The following is a 16,718-nucleotide window of genomic DNA, read 5'->3' on the forward strand; positions in this document are numbered from 1 at the left end:
AGAACCGGTGTGTGCTGGGACAACGCCATGGCCGAGTCGTTCTTCGGGGCATTGAAGAACGAGTGGCTCAACCGTATGGTATTTGCCACACGAGCCAAGGCCCGCCGCGCGGTTGTGCAGTACATCGAGGGCTTCTATAATCGACGCAGGCTTCATTCCGCGAACGGGTACCGGACCCCTATGGAGGTCCACAACGAGTACCTGGATCGGCAACAAGCAGCGTAGATCTGCCCGCAGATCACCCATGAAGAAGCTGTCCGGAAAACGCGTGGCCCCTCACAGAGAGTTCCCGGTTGACGAACGGACTGGTGATCTCATTCGGGTGGGAGAAAGATGGTCCCCCGCATTCCTCCCAGTTGAACTCACAGGCCCTCCCGCGAGGCTGTGGCCGACCGTCGTTCAGAAGTGGACACCAACGGCGGCGTCCCTTGGCCCTCAAGACCTAAGGGAGGAGAGGTCCACGTCAAGCGGGTGGGTCGCCCATACATGGGACAGCGGCATCGGCCCAGGTCATCCTGGCGGTGGGCTTCACGCCGTCTACCGGCACGAGTGGCGGTTGGCAGCAGAGCGCGTGTCCAACACGAGGAGTCACTGGACCCAGGCCGAACCGGCTGACCACCTTTGAGCTGGGGCAAGATCCGCGCCCCAGATCTGCCCCACGCGCCCCATCACGCACGATGCGAACCACCGACGGGCGGCTGACCTGCGCTGATGCCTCAGCGAACTGGTGACCGCTTCGGCAGGGCCGAACAGCGATAAGAGGCCCGCTCTCTGCGAGAGCAGGCCTCTGACCTGGACAAACGTGGGCGATACTGGGTTCGAACCAGTGGCCTCTTCGGTGTGAAGCAGAAAAGTAAGTCGATCTACGTCGACCTGAGTCGATCGGGGAGCCTCTCACCTGCACAAACGCCCTGCTCAGGTCGTTCCAGGTCTGGAGCAGTCTGATTGTGCTGGCTCCCCTTTCTGGCTCCCGAAAGCGGGGCACCGCACTCGCGAGGGCAGGCGATTACGCTACCTGTTCGGCCGAAGCGATGCCCGCTCCGGTGCAGGCGATCGCGTTCACCGGGCCGGCAGCCGCCGGGCTGCGGCGGACCCGCTTCGCCTCAGCCGCACGTGCCGGCCGCTCTCACCGGAAGCCGGACGGACTTCATCCAACTTTCCTTGCCTCACGTAACGACGGTTTCGTGCGGGTGCTCCCCGCCGAGATCGAGATGCCCCTTGACTACTGGCTCATTACCCGTCCCGAGGCGACACTTTGCTGGCCATCGGAGCGATCTCGCCCCCTTCGTCAGCATGACGGACGACGCCGACCGCCTCGCCTGATCCGCAGGCTAGGCGTTCGGATCCCGACCAACCGATCACATGGCAACCGAATCGACGAGGCCCGGCGTGTCGATCACCAGGCACTGGCACGGCAGGTCGCCGAGCCCGTGCGTTGCCTTCCGTAACAGATCGGGGGAATACTCGGATTGGAATACGGTTCGAGGCTGGGGACACGGCGATGGCGGCGCCCAAAGGCGATCATTCGGAAGTCATGACCGCGATGCTGCGGAACCGTGACCTCACCCATGGGCGGCTGCTGCTCGGTATGGCAGCGGTGCAACTGCACGCTGCGCGGGGTCAGGTGCGGCGGATGGACGCCGCATGTGCCGTGGTGGGCGCCGATCCGCGCTTCCTGGAGTCGACGTGCGTGTACGACGGGGCACGCACGACGCTGTCGGGCGGCCATCTGGGGTGGCTACAAGACGTGATCAAAGCGGACCTGGCCACCAGCGCCCGCGGCACTCATTGGAAAAGCCGGAATCGGTTTGCATGGCGCCGGCGCCGCGCAGCGGGAGTGCGGGCGGCCAATTGGCGCCTACACGCAACTCCTGAGCAGGACCCGCAGGCTGGAAAGTGGATCCCGCGGCGGTTCTGCCATCGCCACCGGCACGTGGTGGCGGCATTGCAGAGGGCGATCGCCGCGTGCCCAACGTGTTGACATGCGCAACAGCGTAGTAGTCAGGGCGCTCTTGCGCCTTGCCGAACTGTTGCGAAGCGGCATCACTCGCCCGCGCCGGTCAACCTCCGCACGACCTCCAGGTGGTCGAGCCCTGCGCGGGCGAGGACGTCCTGCGCGGCCTCGGGCGGAACGGCCTCCAGCCGCACCGGCTTGCCTACGAGCCCGATAGTCGGGGGGCCGCCGTCGCCGCTCAGCCTGGTCTCGGGGGTAACCAGCCCGGACAGGCGGTACAGCCGCCAGCCGCGCCAAGTGTGCGAGCTGGCCAGGACGAGGTAGGGGCGGTGCCAGGCGACGAAGGCAGCTCCACGATCGCCGATCGCATGGACGAGGACCGTGTCCACGTGCCGTCCGAGCCGGGTGGCGACGCGACCGGCGGCACGGATCGGGTTGCCGAAACTCCCGGTCACCCGGTACAGCCCGGCGTCGTGCTCGACGTGCAGTTTCTCCGCCGCCAGTTCGTCGAGGGCCGCAGCGAGCGGATCGACGGCGAGGTCCGCGAGACGCTCGAACTCCCAGCGGCTTAGCACCCGCGCGTGGGGCACAGCCGGAGGGATGAACAGCGTCGCTGCCCGTTCGGGCCGGGCCCCGACGATCCGCACCCGGACGACGTCCCAGGTGTCGGCGGCGAGAAGGTCATGCGGACCGCCGCCGGTGAGGGAGACCCCGCCCCGCAGCAGCCCCATGCAGACCGCGGTCAGCGCCGTCACGTGCTCCACCGCCTCATCGGGAAGGTCATCCGCCGGTTCGGGGACGAGCGCTCGGGTGATGCGGGCCATCGGCTCGCGCCACGACTCGTCGCCGGTCTCCCAGACGCCCCGGGCGAGCAGCCGGACGAACTGGCGGGCGAGCAGGACGCGCATCATGATCGGCGCCGCGGCGCCCTTCTCGGGGACGAACCGTCCCACCGCGCGCGCGGTCCAGCGGCGCCATTCCCTTTTTGCCTTCGACGTCATCTCTTGGGGTCCCGGTTTCGCGGGCTCACCGCCGTCCGGCGGCTTCGGGCCGTCCGGGTCCTCGTCCTCGATCGAGACGTCGGCGGCCACGTCCCACCGCGCTCCCGTGGTCAGGTCGGGCAGCCCGGCCCGGCCGAAGACGCCGAGCGTGAGGGGACGGCCGTACGTGCGCTCGCACTCGTCCAGGAAGGCGGCGTACTGGTCGTGGACGGCCGACAGCGTGGCCGGGCGGGCAGTCCGGGCGGGCTGCACCGCCCGGTGCTCGGCGAGCAGGTCGCCGAGGCGGAGGAGGTCGTGTTGGAAGCGGCGGCCCAGCTCGTCGTCCTCGACGATCTCCTCCTCGGTGTAGTCGCGGCGGAGCCTGACCCGGTCGTCGCCGTCCCGGCGGCGCGCGCAGCGGGCGGGGTGGACGACGAAGACGGGCGGTGACTCGCTCCGGCCGCCCGTCCTCGCACCGGCGATCCGCACCACCGCGCCCGCGAACTCCGGGACGGGGAACTCGCAGACCGTCTCCCCCGCGGGGACGGTGCCGACCGTCTCCCACGAACCGGGCGACCCGTCTGGCGAGACTTCGACGGCGACCTCCGCCGCGTACGGACGGGCCAGCGTGACCTGAAGCAACCCGGCGCCGGTGAGCAGGGCACCGAGGACGAGCAGCGCCGGGCCTCCCTCGTGGGGTCGGGCCGTCTTCCGTCCCCGGAGGTCCGCGAGCGGCGTGGCCGCCCCTTCGGGCAGCAGCGGCCCTGGGACGGGCGCGAGCACCCCGAGCTCGCAGTTGCCGTCCGCGACAGGCTTGATCATGGCGCTCGCGGTGAGGTTGGCACTCCCGGTGAGGGCGTGCCATCGCCCGCCGGTGAACCATTCCAGCAGCTTGCCATGCCGTGGCCGCCGCTCGGCGAGCGACCGCAGCTCGACGTCCCGGCCGCCGAACGCGCCCAGCAGGACGTCCCCGTCGTAACTGCTCCACCGCTCCTGCAGCCCCATGACGATCCTGGACGGGGCGAACCGGTCGATGATCGCCGCCAGCGTGCCCCCGCCGAGGTCGACGAACGGCGCGTACAGGTGGAGTTCGTCCACGGGGCCGGCCGGCAACTGCTCAAGCAGGCCGACTTCGAGGTTGTGCAGCACCCTCGCCGGATGCGGGACGTCGCGGAAGTCCAGGAGCCGCTCGCCGGTCTCCCTCAGCAGCTCCGCCGCGTACGCAGGCATGGCCACGGCGCCGTCCAGCGCGGTGAGCCACAGGCCCAGCTCCTGCAGTGCCACCGGGGCGCCGTCATCCCGGCCGCACAGGACGGTCCAGAGTTCGTCGTTATACCCCCAGCCGGCCATCGTGGGATTGCCGGAGCCGATCGCGGCAACGGCCTCGTCCGCGCCGATGAGCAGCGCCAGCTTCGGGTGGAACGCGCCCCGGCAGGCCGCGAGCCCGTGGAAGTAGGAGCGCCCGGCCGACCGCACGTCCACCGGGTCGTACAGCCCCTGGGCAGCGTCGCCGAGCACGGTGACCCGCGCGCCGAGGGCCCGCGCGGTCGGGATCAGCGTCTTCTCCAGGAACGGCAGGTCGACGGTGAAGCCGAGCAGCACCAGGTCGTGCAGGTCGGCCTCGTCGGCGCGGTCGCGCCACTCGCCGAGGAGAGTGAGGGGCGAGGCGAACTCCCAGGTCATTCCGTCACCTCCAGCAGGCTCTCGCCGAGCGGAGTGACCTCCGCCGTCCCGTCCGCGGTGACCCTGACGAGGCCGAGCTGATGCGCGAGGTCCGATGTCTGGTGGATGCGCGTCCCGATGTCGCTGTCGCCTTCGTCGCCCGTCTTGTAGAAGCGTCCGCCGCGCTCGTGCACGCGGGAGAACACCTTCATGCGTCCGTCCTTGTCCGGACGCATCTTGGCGAGCGCCACGCGCCTGGACTGCGCGAGCATGTCGTCCACGAGGCGCTCGGCGAGGTCCCGCATGGGACGGTCGGCGAAGTCGTCGATCACGCCCCGCATCCACAGCGGGTTGAGGATGTCGCGCGCTCCCAGGAACGTCGTCCGGGCCTCGCCCGCGAGCTGTTTCGCCCGCAGGCCGCCAACCAGCAGCAGCTTCACGTTGACCACGGGGTCACGCCGGTCGGCGCCGGCGAGGACGTGCCGCTCGGCGGGCGCCGGGTGCCCGCCGCTCATCGTGTCCGGCAACCCGTCCAGGACGCTGCGGAGGGACTCGTCGGGCATCGCCGCCATCAGCCAATCGCACAACTCGTCCCTGGTGCGGTCGGCCTCTCCGCCGTCCGAACCCATCGACCGGACAAGGCCCGCCCACAGCCGCCGCCAAGCACTCACCGAGTAGTTCCGCAACAGCAGGCCGCGCCACCCGAGGACGCCATCGACGTCCCTCAGGACGGGGTCGGTCTCGGCCTCGCCGCCGAAGGCGACGGCCGACCGCACACAGTGCTCCCAACCGCGATCGAACTCGTCGCCGTGGAGCATCAACGCCCGGGCGAGCATCCGGAACGTGTCCCGCCGGCGGCGGTCGTCGCGTTCCCACTCCCTGGACTCGTGCCGTCCGTACCGTGTCGCGGTGAGCAGGCCCCGCATCCACGCCGTCTCACGGCGATCCGGCGCCTGCATCGCCAGCGGCGCCAGCGCGTCCAGGCGCGCCCCGTCGAGCACGTCCCGTTCGGCGGCCCGCAGCAGCGGCGCGAACAGTTCGACCACCTCGGCGGGACACGCATGCCGCCCCGGCCGCAAGGCTCCGCCCTCGTCTCCGACCGTGCCGAGAACCGCGCTCGGGCCCTTGTACTGCTCCCAGAATCCCCAGGCGCGCGACGAATAGCGGTGGTCCGCGTCCTCGGCGTCGGCAACCCGCGCGGTCGGCAGCCCCACCCCCAGCGAGCTCTTCGTCTCGTCCGCCCCATGGGCCATGCCCGGCCACCCGTCGGGGTCGTCATGTACCAGCGAGACGCCCGCCAGCACCGCCTCACCGCGCCGCAGCAGCATGCGGCACGCGTCCGCGTCGAGCTGGTGCTCGGCGGCGTGCGCGGCCAGCGCGGCGTAGAACGCGTAGTAGCGGACGTATCGCGTCTGCGAGGTAACCCCCGGGACGAGCAGCTCGGCCACCCGCATTACCGGCGCCTCGACCCGCAGCGGATACCGCCCTGCCCGCTGTTCCAGCCCGGAGGCCGACCAGCCGGGCCCGTCCACCAACGACATGCACGCCCCTCCGTAGATCCGTAAGAAACCTACGCGCGGGGAGTCGGCCTCGTCTATCAACTTCAGGAATCACCTGCATGAATCCACCTATCCGACTCAGCCGGTCAGTTCATTGGACCGCCGACCAGATTGGCGGCGAGGGCATTGAATGGCTGGCCGAATTATCCGCGGGGTACTGCGGACCGGCCGGTGGGCCGCCGGGGAAAGTGGTGCGTGGACGGCTCAGCGGCGTTCGGGTATGAGGTCACTGGAAGATTCGATCTCCTGCCCAGCCGTCAGATGGATGTGCGCGCTGGGTGAAACGCCTTCCTGCGCCAGGGTCGACAGATGGCGCGCCAGGGAGATCAGCGCCTCCCGGTTGGCGGCCACGACAACCTCACCGGCCTCGACGTCGACCGATATCTCGTACCCGTCCTCCCAGTCGAACGTCAGCCCGCCTCACGCGCAGAAGGGGCGTCCACCTCGATGGGGCCACTGCATCAACGTCACTGCCAGGCTAATCGATATAGACGTGCCGGTTCTCGACGACCTGCATCTTGTCCGGCCTTCTCGGGTTCGGCGCCAGTTCAGCAGTCTTCTAGGGCCTGTCCGGTGAATCTTGTTGTTCGGCTGAGGTCGATCTTGCGGGTGTGGGTTGATGGTGTGTCGTGGTGCGACGGCATGAGTTGACCGATGCGGCGTGGCGGCGGATCGAGCCGCTTCTGCCTGCTCAGCCCGGCCGGGGCGGCAGGTGGGCCGATCACCGCACGGTGCTGAACGGCATCCTGTGGAAACTGGCCACCGGTGCCCCGTGGCGGGACCTGCCCGACCGGTACGGCAACTGGAAAACCGTGTACGAGCGGTACCGACGGTGGGCCGCCGACGGCACCTTCGACACGATCCTCACCCAGGTGCAGGTCCACGACGACTCGATCGGCCGTATCGACTGGTCCGTGAGCGTGCACCGTAGTGCAGCGCCAGCGCGCTCGGCGCGTTCTTCAGCCCGGGGTCTTGCCGGTGAGGTTCGGCCGGTTCTTCAGTGGTTGCCGGATGACCAGGCCCGGATGACCAGGTAGAGCACCTTTAGCGCGGCCTGCCCGGAGGGGCAGTGCCCGCGGCGGGTGGCCTGGCCGAACCGGTGCAGACGACCTTGCAGATGTCGGCCGGGAACGCCGGTAACGGTGCGAAGGATGGCCAGGCGCCCCGGCCAGAGCCCGGACCACCGCCAAATACCTCTCGCCCACCCGACCTCGAAGTCGCCGAAGCAAGCCGGGCGGCGGTCCCGAGGGCGGCCGACGTTCCAACTCCCAAAGCAGACCCGATCCCCGAAGTGGATTGGGAGCAGCACCGGCCAACACCAGGCCATCCCCCAGCGCCACCCTGGCAAGTCAGGGCAGGGTCAGGTCTTCGACCAATGCGATACGAAGCAAGGCATACATTACTGGTGATTGCTCAGGTCGCCCATGAGCACGTCGACGACGGCTTCTTCGTAGATAACGCGATTATGTCGGATCATGGCGGCGCTGAGCGGCGGGTCCCATGGGGTGGGTTCCGGGTTGCCTTTGAGGCTGCCGATCGTGGGTTCGTCGTCGCTGTGGGTGTGGTTGACGGCGTTGGTGTATTCAGTGGTGGTCATCCGCCAGGGTTGGGCGTTGTGGCGGTTGGTCATGGTGTTGGTCATGGTGATGCCGGGCCAGTCGAAGTCTCCGTGATAGCGGAGCCGGCCGCCGTTGCTGGTGATTTTGGTGGCGAGGCGGTGGAAAGCGGTAGAGGGCTGACCTTGTGTGGAGATCAGGGGCGGGCAGGTAGGCCCGAGGACATCACTGGCTTCCCGGAGTACGGCGGGGTTCTCGCAGACGTACACCAGCGGCGGTGCGAGGTGAAGGGGGTGGGTGAGGATCTGATGAAGAGTGATGTGGAAGGGCGTGGCGGTGGCGGCAGCGCTTGAGAGCCAGTCTCCGAGTCCGTTGCCTGTGGCGGGGAGGTTGAGGACGAGGACGGTGCTGGCCAGGTCATCGACGATGACGTTGAACTGGTCCCACAACTCGCGGCGCTGTTCGGTAGTGGCGGGTCGGGGTGTGTTGGTTCGCGAGGCGAGTGCGTCCAGGACCAGAGCCGACAGTGGGGTGCGGTGGTCGAGGGCGTGGGAATGGCCGGTCGCTCGGGTCGCGAGTTTGGGCAACGTGACGGTCGAGCCGTCGAGCGCGTCGATGAGTTCCAGGGCCGCGACGGCATGGCTGAGTCTGGCCGGCGTCTTCAGCAGCCGAGTGAAGGTGCCGTTGCCCCGGATCTCCTCGATCCAGGCAGCGAACCAGCCTTGGCGGTAGAGGCTGCTGGCGTGGGCGATGGCCAGCAGCCGTTCGCGGGCCGCCTTGTCACGAGTTGCTTCGGCGGGCCGGTCCCGCAACGGCTTCTCGCGGCCTAGTGTCTCGGCCAGGCCATGTCCTGACAAGGAACGCAGCCGGGTGTCTACCTGTTCCAAGTTGATCTCGACGCGTTTGGCGCCTGGTGCGATATGGCGTCCTAGGAGGCCACCGACGGCTCGCCGTTCGGCATCGGTGAGCTGGGCGAGTGTGATGGTGCGGTTCAGGTCGCCGCCGGTGCGTTCCAGAGAGCGGCGGGCGGCTGCCAGCAGCCGTGCCAGATCGGGGGTGTCGGTGACCGGGTTGACGGGGCTATCGGCGGGCGTCGCCATCAGCGCACGGCCTCCTCAGAATCCTGGTCGTAGTCCTCCTGATGGGGATGATCGGCGTCGGCATCGGCGAAAGAACCGTCATCGGTGAAAGCTTGCAGGTCGGCGAGGAGTCCCTCGTTCTTGGAGGCGTGCCGGGTAGGGGTGAAGCCGAGCAAGTCGGCTGCGAGCTCCTCGTTGCCCGCGTAGCCAGCTCCCGCATCCAGGAGTTCGGTGCCGTCCCAGAGGATGAGCATGGCGGACACGGTGTGGGACAGTTTGTCGGAGTGCATGTCGTAATGCGCGGCGGCGGGAACGGTGTCGTAGCGGATCCACAGGTCGTGCCCGGTCATGAAGGCGTCCAAATCGTATTGGACGGTGAGTCCTAGCATATCGGGCTTGTAGCGGTCGTCGATACCGGCGAACGCCTCGTCCAGGGCGATCATGCGGGGGCAGGTGGCGTGGGCGGAGGAGTAAATGGTGTTGGCGGCGGCGAAGAACGGTAGGTGGATCGCGGCCGACTTCTCCCCGCCTGACAGCAGGGTGTGCCGCTTTTTGCTCAGCTTCACCTCCTCTTCGCCGGGGACTTTGAGGCGGAGTTCAAACGTCCGCCAGGCGCGGTAGTCCAGTACCGCCGACAGGGCTTCTTGATAGGTGTCGCGCGGGTGGGCGGCTCGGTATTCGCGCAGCATCTGCCGCAATAGCTGGCGGAGGTGGGCGAGCTGGTCGGGGCCTAGTTGCTGGTAGCCGAGCAGGTCGGACACTTGGCGCTGCAAATCGGTGAGCTTGTCGGAGGCGACCCAGCGGATGCCGAAGGTCAGGCCGTTGGTCATCGGCCGGGAGCGGATGTCGGCGTCCATGTTCTTGACCAGGTCCCGGGCGAAATACACGCGGTCGAACACCTGCTGGGCCAGTGCGGTGAGCAGTTCGTTTTCCAGCACGGTCTGTTCCCGTTCCTCCAGCAGGAACTTCTGCTCCTCGCACCGGTCGTGGACCCGGGCGGCGAAGTCGGCGACGGGGTGGCGGCCGTCAGCGTCGTAGACGTTCACGGTGATGACGGTGTCGCCGGCCTGCCAGTCCAATCGGTAGTCCTCCTGGCGGGTGGCGAGCGCCTCGTTGAACTCCTTCAGCGCGTCTGACAGGCGTTGCCGTGCGGCCTTACGGGCGTTCTCACCGGCCGACCGGCCGGTGGCGGCAGTATCGAGGAGGCTGATGAGTTGCGCCGCGTCCCCGGGGATGAGCGTCTGGAGCGCGTTGTGGACGACGGAATTGCCGTTGGCAGTGTCGGCGTCGGCGCTGTCTGCGTTGGAGGTATCGGGTGCGGTCAGCAGGGGGATCAGCTGTGCGGTGGCCTGTTCGCTGGGGAGCCATTGGGAGCTGTGAGGCCATGACGTGGTCGCGGTTACGCCGAGAAGAGGACGCAAATCCGTCTCGATGAAGACAGCGAGTGGATGGGCCGCCTCGAGCAGTGCGGTGACCGCGTCCCGCAAGGCCTGCTCGCAGTACTGGTAGGCCGTTTCTGCCTGCACACGCGCGTCGTGTTCCTGGCGGGCCTTCTCATCGGCTGAGTCCCGTTCGCTGCGTGCGGCCGTGATGCCCGCCTCGGCCTGCCCGATCTTGTCCAGTACTTGTTTGAGGGGTGCGGACAGCTTCTCCTCCAAGCCTGCCAGTTCTTCGGTCAGGTGGAGGTGGGCGGCGGCCTTCTCCTCGATCCGTTCCGCTTCCTCGGCGTGCTCCTCCCTCATCCGGTTGATCATCTCTGTCCGGCGGTCGGCTTCCTCGGAGATGGCGATGATGGTCGCCTTCACCTTGTCTGCTTCTCGCGCCGCCTGGAGGTAGTCGTCGATGGCCTGGGCGATGAGGTCCACCGGGCTGGCCTCGGCAGGGAGACTCCGTTCGGCGGCGGCTTGGCGGAGCCGTCGGCGGGCGGCGTCGGTTTCGGCGGTGGCGGCGTTCAGTTTCTTCGCGGCGTCGCTTTGTTCGGTGCGGGCCTGGGCCAAGAGCGCGGACGTGGTGGAGAGCCGGGTGAGTGCGGACTGGATCGGCGCGATGGGCGGGAGCTCGCTGCGGGCCTGCCGCAGTTGCTTCAGATGCTCCTCGATCTGCTGCTGCCGGCGTTGCAGCTGCTCGATTTTGCGGTCCAGGTCGTGGATCCGCTGGTCGTAGTCGGCGATGCGTGCGGCGCGGCGCGTGGCCCGGTAGGTGGCCCCAATGTATTGAGGGATCGGCTTGCTGTAGGCGCCCAAGTGGATGCCGAAAGTGAACTGCCCGGCCGAGCTGACCGCCGGGCCCGCCTCCGCTGATCCCAGGAGGGAAGAGAGGGCGATGCTGGCCAGGATGTCGCTGATCACGTTCGCGGGGACCAGGTCTTGGTCGTCAGGCGTCAGGACGCTGGCGAGTGTGGGTCCGGCCGTGCGCTGGGCCGGTGGGAGCGGCCGAAGGTAGGCGTCGTGCTCGCCGTCGCGGTAAGCGGCATCGGTGAGCGCGGGATCGGGATGGATCCAGGCGGTCAGTAGCCCGGCGGCCTCCAGCGCAGCCTCGATCGCCGCGGCCTGGGTGTCGTCGACGTCGTCGGCGAAACGGACCAGTTGCCACAGGGGACCGCCGGGACGTCCGGAACGGTCGCTGTTACGGGTGGAGGCCAGCATGGGGGCGTCGTCGCGTTCGGCGGCGACTTGTTCACGCTCGGTGTGGAGCACGTCGCGGTCACCGCGTATCCGCTGGTGCTCGATGCCGAGGCGTGTCCGCTCGTCCCCGAGGAGGGAGCGGCGTTGTTCGGTCAGTTCACCGAACAACGCCGGCAGCGGCACCGCTTCGTTCTCGCCGTCGAGAGCGGCCAGTGCCTGAGTGAGGGCGGTGACCTCGTCGGCCGCCACAATCGCCGCGGCGGGGTTGACGTCGACGTCACCGAGCGCCTCACCGCTGAGGGGAGCACCCCATCGACCGATCCAGTCATTCAAGAGTTGCTGCGCCCGGGCCCGTGCCTGGTCAACTGCTTTCTCAGCCTCCCGGCAGGCATCTTCGGAGCGCTCGAGTTTCGTGTCGGCTGCCGACACCGCGTCTGCGGCCTGCTGTTGGCGGGTGACGGCGTCGGCCACCTCGCTGAGGTGGGCGCGGACGTGGTCGACGTCGTCACGGCGTGTGGCCGCGCGTGCCTTTGCTGTCTGCAGGTCGGTTTCGCTGTCGTCGATGCCTGCCGTCTGTGCTGCCCGGGCTTGGTCGGCGCCGTGGCGACCGGCGGTGAGATGGTGCTGCTTCAGCTTCTCGGCGAGGTCGCCCGCTTCGCGGGTCAGGTCGGTGAGGTGCCGTCCGTTCGTGGCGTGCGTCCGCCGCCGTTCTTTGAGATCGCGATTGCTGGCGGCGACCCGGTCGCGCAGATCGGTCAACCGCCCCTGACCGGTGTAGGCCTCATCTCGTTTGAGGCCGGCCAGTTGGCCTTCGAGAGTGGTTCGGCGTTTGTCGGCCTCCGCCATAGTGGCGCGTGCTTTGTCCTCGGCGGTGGTCGCCCGAGTGATCTCCAGGCTGGCCTCACGCAGCCGAGTGGCATGTTCGGTCGCTTGCTTGGTGCGCTCGGCAAAGCGGCTCAGCCGGCTGCGAGCCTCCACCATCAGGTAGTCGCTGTAGACGTGGAGGAACGCTGAGGCCGCGCTGTCGGCCGCGTTCAGGTCCTCTACCAGACTTTGCACTGCGGCTAGGTTCTCGAAATCCCGGGCCGCCTGCTCGATCAGGTCCTCGGAGATGGGGCTGAGCCCGGCGGTGAGCGTGTCCGATACCTTGGCCGGGTCCAGGTCCTTGGCCAGCAGTGGCCTCCGCAACGCCAGTAGCAGGTCCAACAGCTGGGAATACCGCTGCCGGCCGAGTCCGAACAGTGCATGGTCGATGGCGTCGCGGTACTTGGTCGCGCTGTCAAAACGGCACTCTGAACCCAAGATCGTTTCCAGTTGCCGTTCGGTGAGCGGCCGAGAATCGGCCGACAGCAGACCGAAGTCCAGGCCGATGCGCCTGCGGGTGACGAAGAACGACGTGCTGGCGGCCGGCTTGGACTTGTGCGCACGCAACGCGATGATCAACGTGACCGCGTCCGCGTCAGAAGTGTCGCCGCCCGCGAACTCCATCCACACGAACCCGTACTCCGACTCCTGCCCGCGGTAGAGCAGGTTGGACTTCATCGTCCGGTTCTCGCCGCTAAAAGGGTCCAGGCGGCGGGCGTCGGCGACGCCGTCCAAGACGAAGGGAAACAGTACCTCCAGGGCTTTGGTCTTGCCGGATCCGTTGTGGCCGCGCAGCACCAGCCGCCCGTCGGCGAAGACGAATTCCTCATCGACGTAGTCCCAGACGTTGATCAGTCCGGCGCGGGTCGGACGGAACCGGGTCATGCACTCTTCCCTTCGCGGGCGTCGCTGGCGGTGCTGGTATCGCTGGAGCCACTGCTGGTGGTGGTGTCGGCCCCGCCGAACAGGTCGAGCTGACCATCGTCTGTGGGAAGAGCCATGGTGATGTTGCGGTAGCGAAGCGCGGCCGGCAACAGCACCACCCCGCCGGGGTTCGGTCGGAGCAATGCGAGATCGGTGAGTAGCGTCAGGACCGCGCCGAGCAGACCGATCGGGTCGGCCTGCCAGGTCGCGGTGAACGAGGAGGCCTCGAACTCCTCAAACAGCTCACTGATCATCTGCTCCAGCCGGTGCCGTTCCACGAAATACAGACGATGGTGGGCGCCGATGGCAACACCGGGTGGAGGAGGGTCCTGTGGTGGAGCCCAGGCGAGCTCGTGGACTACTCCGTCGGCTGGGAGGCCGGCGTCGATACGGTCCAACAGGTCGGCTTGCAGACTGGCGTGGGAGGCGGCTTCGACCTTGTGCAGGGTCCGCCCTTCCAGCTCATCGGCGATCTTGGCCAGAAGCAGCCCGGCGGCGCGGCTGACCGCTCCGCCGCGCCCGGGGAACGGCCGGTCGGTGAACGACCCGCTCGCGTCGATGAGCGCAACGCCCTCCGCGCGCCGTTCCGCCACCAGCCCCGTCAAGCGGGCCAGGTTGTCGGTCACGTCCTCCCGACGAAGCACCGCCGCCGCTGCGGAGTCCAGGTCGTCGAAGTACGCCACAGGCCGTTCCAACAGCAGCCGTCGTACCCGCTGCTCGACCGAGGACGCCGGATCCTCCAGAAGACCTGCGGCAGTGGTGAGGTGCTGGATCGGGCGGGCGGGCCGCAGCAGCGCCGCGCAGATGTCGTGGTCGATGTCATACAGGGCGTCGCCGTCGGCTGAGCGGGCCCATGATTCGGCAGATCCGTCCGACAGGCGCAGCGCTCCCCGGTCCACCAGCCAGGTCACCACGTCCACGACGGCAGCCTTATGGCCCTGGACCAGCGGGTCGAATCCCAGCCCTCCGGTCGCCGCAGCCAGCGGCGCAAAGGCACGGACCATATCGGCGAGGCTGACTTCCACCCGGGATCGTTGGAAGGTGGACATGATCAAGCACAGGTAGGCGATCCGGCGTCGGTCCCAAGGCCGCCCGGTCTTGGAGACGAACACCTTGCCGCGCGAGGGATCCAACACGTCCAGGCGGCGGACGAGGCGGACCTGATGGGTGGTGGCGACGAGGGTGTAGCCGAACAGCTCACGCAGGTCGCGTGTGAGCTGGTCAGCCCACGGCAGCACCCGCTCCAACACTCCCGGCCGTGGATGGGTGGGAGTGATGATGTCGTTGGTCAGCACCAACCGGACCGCGGTTTGGAAAGAACCGAGTTCGCTGACGGGGATGTCCGCGGCGGCGCGAGGCTCAGCCACGATGGCCTCTCACCGGGCGACGCTTGACCGCAGGAGTGATCTCTAGGCTGAACCCGGGTAGATGCAGCATCCCTCCAGGAATCTGGATCACCTCACCGACTTCTGCGGGCCGCAGCCGCAGCGTCACGGTGTCGTCGCTACCAGACCCGCCCGAGACCCGCCCGGAGATCACCGTCCGAGCTTCCAACGCCTTAGTCAACAGCCGGAACAACACCCGGGCTTCGGGCTCCGATAGCACCCGGCCGTGTGGGCCGGTTTCGGCAAGGCCCGCTGCAGCCTCGCGTTCAGCGGTGAACTCCTCCACCTGGCGGCGTCGAAGCTCCGCCCGCGCGCCGGTATCGGCGCGGACCGGCTGCGGGATCCCCGGGCCGGCGCTGCGCCCAGTGCGGAAGACCGTGAGCGCCACCTCGACACCCGGCGCGTCCCACCAGGTACGGTTTGCGGGAATCTGCTCCTCATCATCGTGAGCCCCGCCGAGATGCCGAGCGGAACTGAGGTTGAATGCCGCGGTCGCCAAGGCGTGAGCGGCGTCCTCATCGGGGACCGCTGCTATCCATGCGGCCAAGTGGCGCAACTCGGAGGAGCGGTTGACGCCGCTGCGGTTGGCCTCGGCCAACTGCCGCAGCAGCGCGATCACCGCCGACACCGCGGCCCGAGTCGCCGCTCGCAACTGTGCGACTCCAGATCCAGCCGCCACAATGGTCGTCCCCGCCGAGACCGAGGCGGACGCCGACGCGGGGCTGGTGAACCAGCCACGCAGCGCCTCCCAGCGTCGCTCCCAATCAGCCAGCCGGTCAGCGCGGCTAACAAAGGGACGGTCATCGGCCTCGGCCGAGCGGGCCAACATCGTGGCGACGCCCGTCTCCTGCACCTCCTCAACCGCCGCCTCCAAGCGCGGCAGGTAGCGGTCGAGCTCGGCCATGAAATCGCTCATATGTGACAACAACGCGTTCTTGTAGCGCAGAAACAGCTCTTGGGACGCCTCATTCGAGGACACAATCTCACCCAGCGTCACATGGAACTGCGCGGAGCGGCGGGACATGTCCTGCATCACCCCGTCCAACCTCGTCAGCCGCCGGTGGATCTGCTCACCATCGCCAGCCCGGTTCGCCGCCGCCAAAGATCGCAAATCATCGAGGATGTCGGAGAACGCGAGCCGCGACAGGTTGGCGTCCCGAACCCGCACGGCCAGCAGATCCTCCAGCAGCGCGAACGCCCGGTACCCCAGTTCGGTGAACTGGTACACCGACTGCCGATTGCGATACCGGGCCAGCGACCCCGCTCGCGACACATCATCCAACCGGTGCAGCACCTGATCATCATCAGCGAGCATGTCCAGACGCTGACGCAACGTCACGTCGTCGAGGAGCGGAACATCGTGGTAGGCGCCGCTGAACTCCCGCAGGACCGTCGCAACATCATCCACACCCACCTGGACACGGTGGACAGCGCGAAGCCGGTCGATCGCCCGTAAGATCCACAGATAGGTGAGGTGGTCGTCGCGCTTGACGAAATGCAGCAGCCGGAACCGATCACTGATCGCCAGCGCGTCCAACCCCAGCGCGCGTTCACTCGTGGTCTCAGACATCCCGCAGCAAGTATCACCCAAACGCGGCCCGCGCTTTACGTGTTTCGCAGAACATCACCTCAGGCAGATTGACCCGTGACTTGACAAATACAGAGGCACTTCGGGTCGGCTCCATCAGATCAAGGCGCTTCAAACCGACGACTCTGGCGCCAGCGGGACACCGCACCGCTCGCAGCCTTTCGCATGGTCGCCCTGACAGACGTAGCGGATGGCACCTTCCACGCACCAATCGGCTGCTGCTTCGGACTGAGGTGCCACGGATCTTCCGGACAGGGCCCCAACTAGAGTTGGGGAGAACCGGAAGGGAAGGTCGTTGGCACGACAGAGGCGGCATTTCACCCAGGAGCACAAGGACGAGATCGTCCGCATGGTCCTGGACGGCCCGCGCCCCATCGCCCATGTGGCCCGTGAGGTCGGCATCCACGACACCACCCTGGGCAACTGGGTCAAGGACTACCGCAGACGCCACGGCGACGACGCGTCCACCACACCGGCCGGCGCCCCGAAGAGCCTCCGGGAACGCGAACTCGAACGCGAGAACCGCAAACTCCGCGAAGAGAA

General features: G+C 67.9%; 10 protein-coding genes and 1 pseudogene. 4 read left to right on the plus strand and 7 right to left on the minus strand.

The genetic code is table 11. The features are described 5' to 3' along the window. Together H505_RS45945 and H505_RS50350 are read left to right on the plus strand one after the other, a co-directional pair. Positions 1–225 (plus strand): integrase core domain-containing protein (locus H505_RS45945; protein WP_034521081.1); only part of this gene is annotated, 225 nt, incomplete at its 5' end. Positions 226–1,501: 1,276 nt separating this feature from the next. Beyond that, complete coding sequence (locus tag H505_RS50350) at positions 1,502–1,981, plus strand: hypothetical protein (protein ID WP_157433222.1); 480 nt, start codon at positions 1,502–1,504, stop codon at positions 1,979–1,981. Between the two features lie 62 nt (positions 1,982–2,043). Here the strand turns inward: H505_RS50350 and H505_RS0132905 are convergent, their stop codons facing one another. The 3 genes from H505_RS0132905 to H505_RS49510 form a co-directional block, all read right to left on the minus strand. Next, on the minus strand, positions 2,044–4,617 hold the full coding sequence (locus tag H505_RS0132905; RefSeq protein ID WP_026405346.1) for a hypothetical protein: 2,574 nt from the start codon (positions 4,615–4,617) through the stop codon (positions 2,044–2,046). Continuing rightward, a complete protein-coding gene (locus H505_RS0132910; RefSeq protein ID WP_051301453.1) occupies positions 4,614–6,137 on the minus strand; it encodes a hypothetical protein in 1,524 nt (507 codons plus the stop codon). Before H505_RS0132910 ends, H505_RS0132905 begins: the two co-directional genes overlap by 4 nt. Before the next feature lie 222 nt (positions 6,138–6,359). Next, positions 6,360–6,506, minus strand: a complete 147-nt coding sequence (locus tag H505_RS49510; RefSeq protein ID WP_211238616.1) for an Imm32 family immunity protein — start codon at positions 6,504–6,506, stop codon at positions 6,360–6,362. A gap of 281 nt (positions 6,507–6,787) precedes the next feature. Between H505_RS49510 and H505_RS45950 the strand changes: the two are divergent. Then, positions 6,788–7,102: pseudogene (locus tag H505_RS45950) on the plus strand (IS5 family transposase); the annotation flags it as partial. A gap of 452 nt (positions 7,103–7,554) precedes the next feature. Here the strand turns inward: H505_RS45950 and H505_RS0132920 are convergent. The 4 genes from H505_RS0132920 to H505_RS0132935 are packed head-to-tail and all read right to left on the minus strand — an operon-like array spanning position 7,555 to position 16,157. Then, positions 7,555–8,811, minus strand: coding sequence for a TIGR02679 family protein (locus H505_RS0132920; RefSeq protein WP_051301455.1), 1,257 nt, complete (start codon positions 8,809–8,811; stop codon positions 7,555–7,557). Beyond that, positions 8,811–13,163 carry a TIGR02680 family protein gene (locus tag H505_RS45955; RefSeq protein ID WP_051301456.1) on the minus strand — a complete coding sequence of 1,451 codons (4,353 nt, stop codon included), beginning with the start codon at positions 13,161–13,163 and terminating at the stop codon, positions 8,811–8,813. The genes H505_RS0132920 and H505_RS45955 overlap by 1 nt, the downstream gene beginning before the upstream one ends. Next, positions 13,160–14,569 carry a DUF2398 family protein gene (locus H505_RS0132930; RefSeq protein ID WP_051301457.1) on the minus strand — a complete coding sequence of 470 codons (1,410 nt, stop codon included), beginning with the start codon at positions 14,567–14,569 and terminating at the stop codon, positions 13,160–13,162. Before H505_RS0132930 ends, H505_RS45955 begins: the two co-directional genes overlap by 4 nt. After that, the gene (locus H505_RS0132935; protein WP_026405350.1) at positions 14,562–16,157 is read right to left on the minus strand and encodes a TIGR02677 family protein; all 1,596 of its coding nucleotides are present in this window, start codon (positions 16,155–16,157) and stop codon (positions 14,562–14,564) included. The genes H505_RS0132930 and H505_RS0132935 overlap by 8 nt, the downstream gene beginning before the upstream one ends. Before the next feature lie 313 nt (positions 16,158–16,470). Here H505_RS0132935 and H505_RS0132940 point away from each other — a divergent pair. Next, positions 16,471–16,718, plus strand: a 248-nt coding sequence (locus H505_RS0132940; RefSeq protein ID WP_026405351.1) for a transposase, incomplete at its 3' end; no start/stop codon positions are given.

Origin of the sequence: Actinomadura rifamycini DSM 43936 (assembly GCF_000425065.1) — a bacterium.
In the GTDB taxonomy this organism is placed as follows: Bacteria; Actinomycetota; Actinomycetes; order Streptosporangiales; family Streptosporangiaceae; genus Spirillospora; species Spirillospora rifamycini.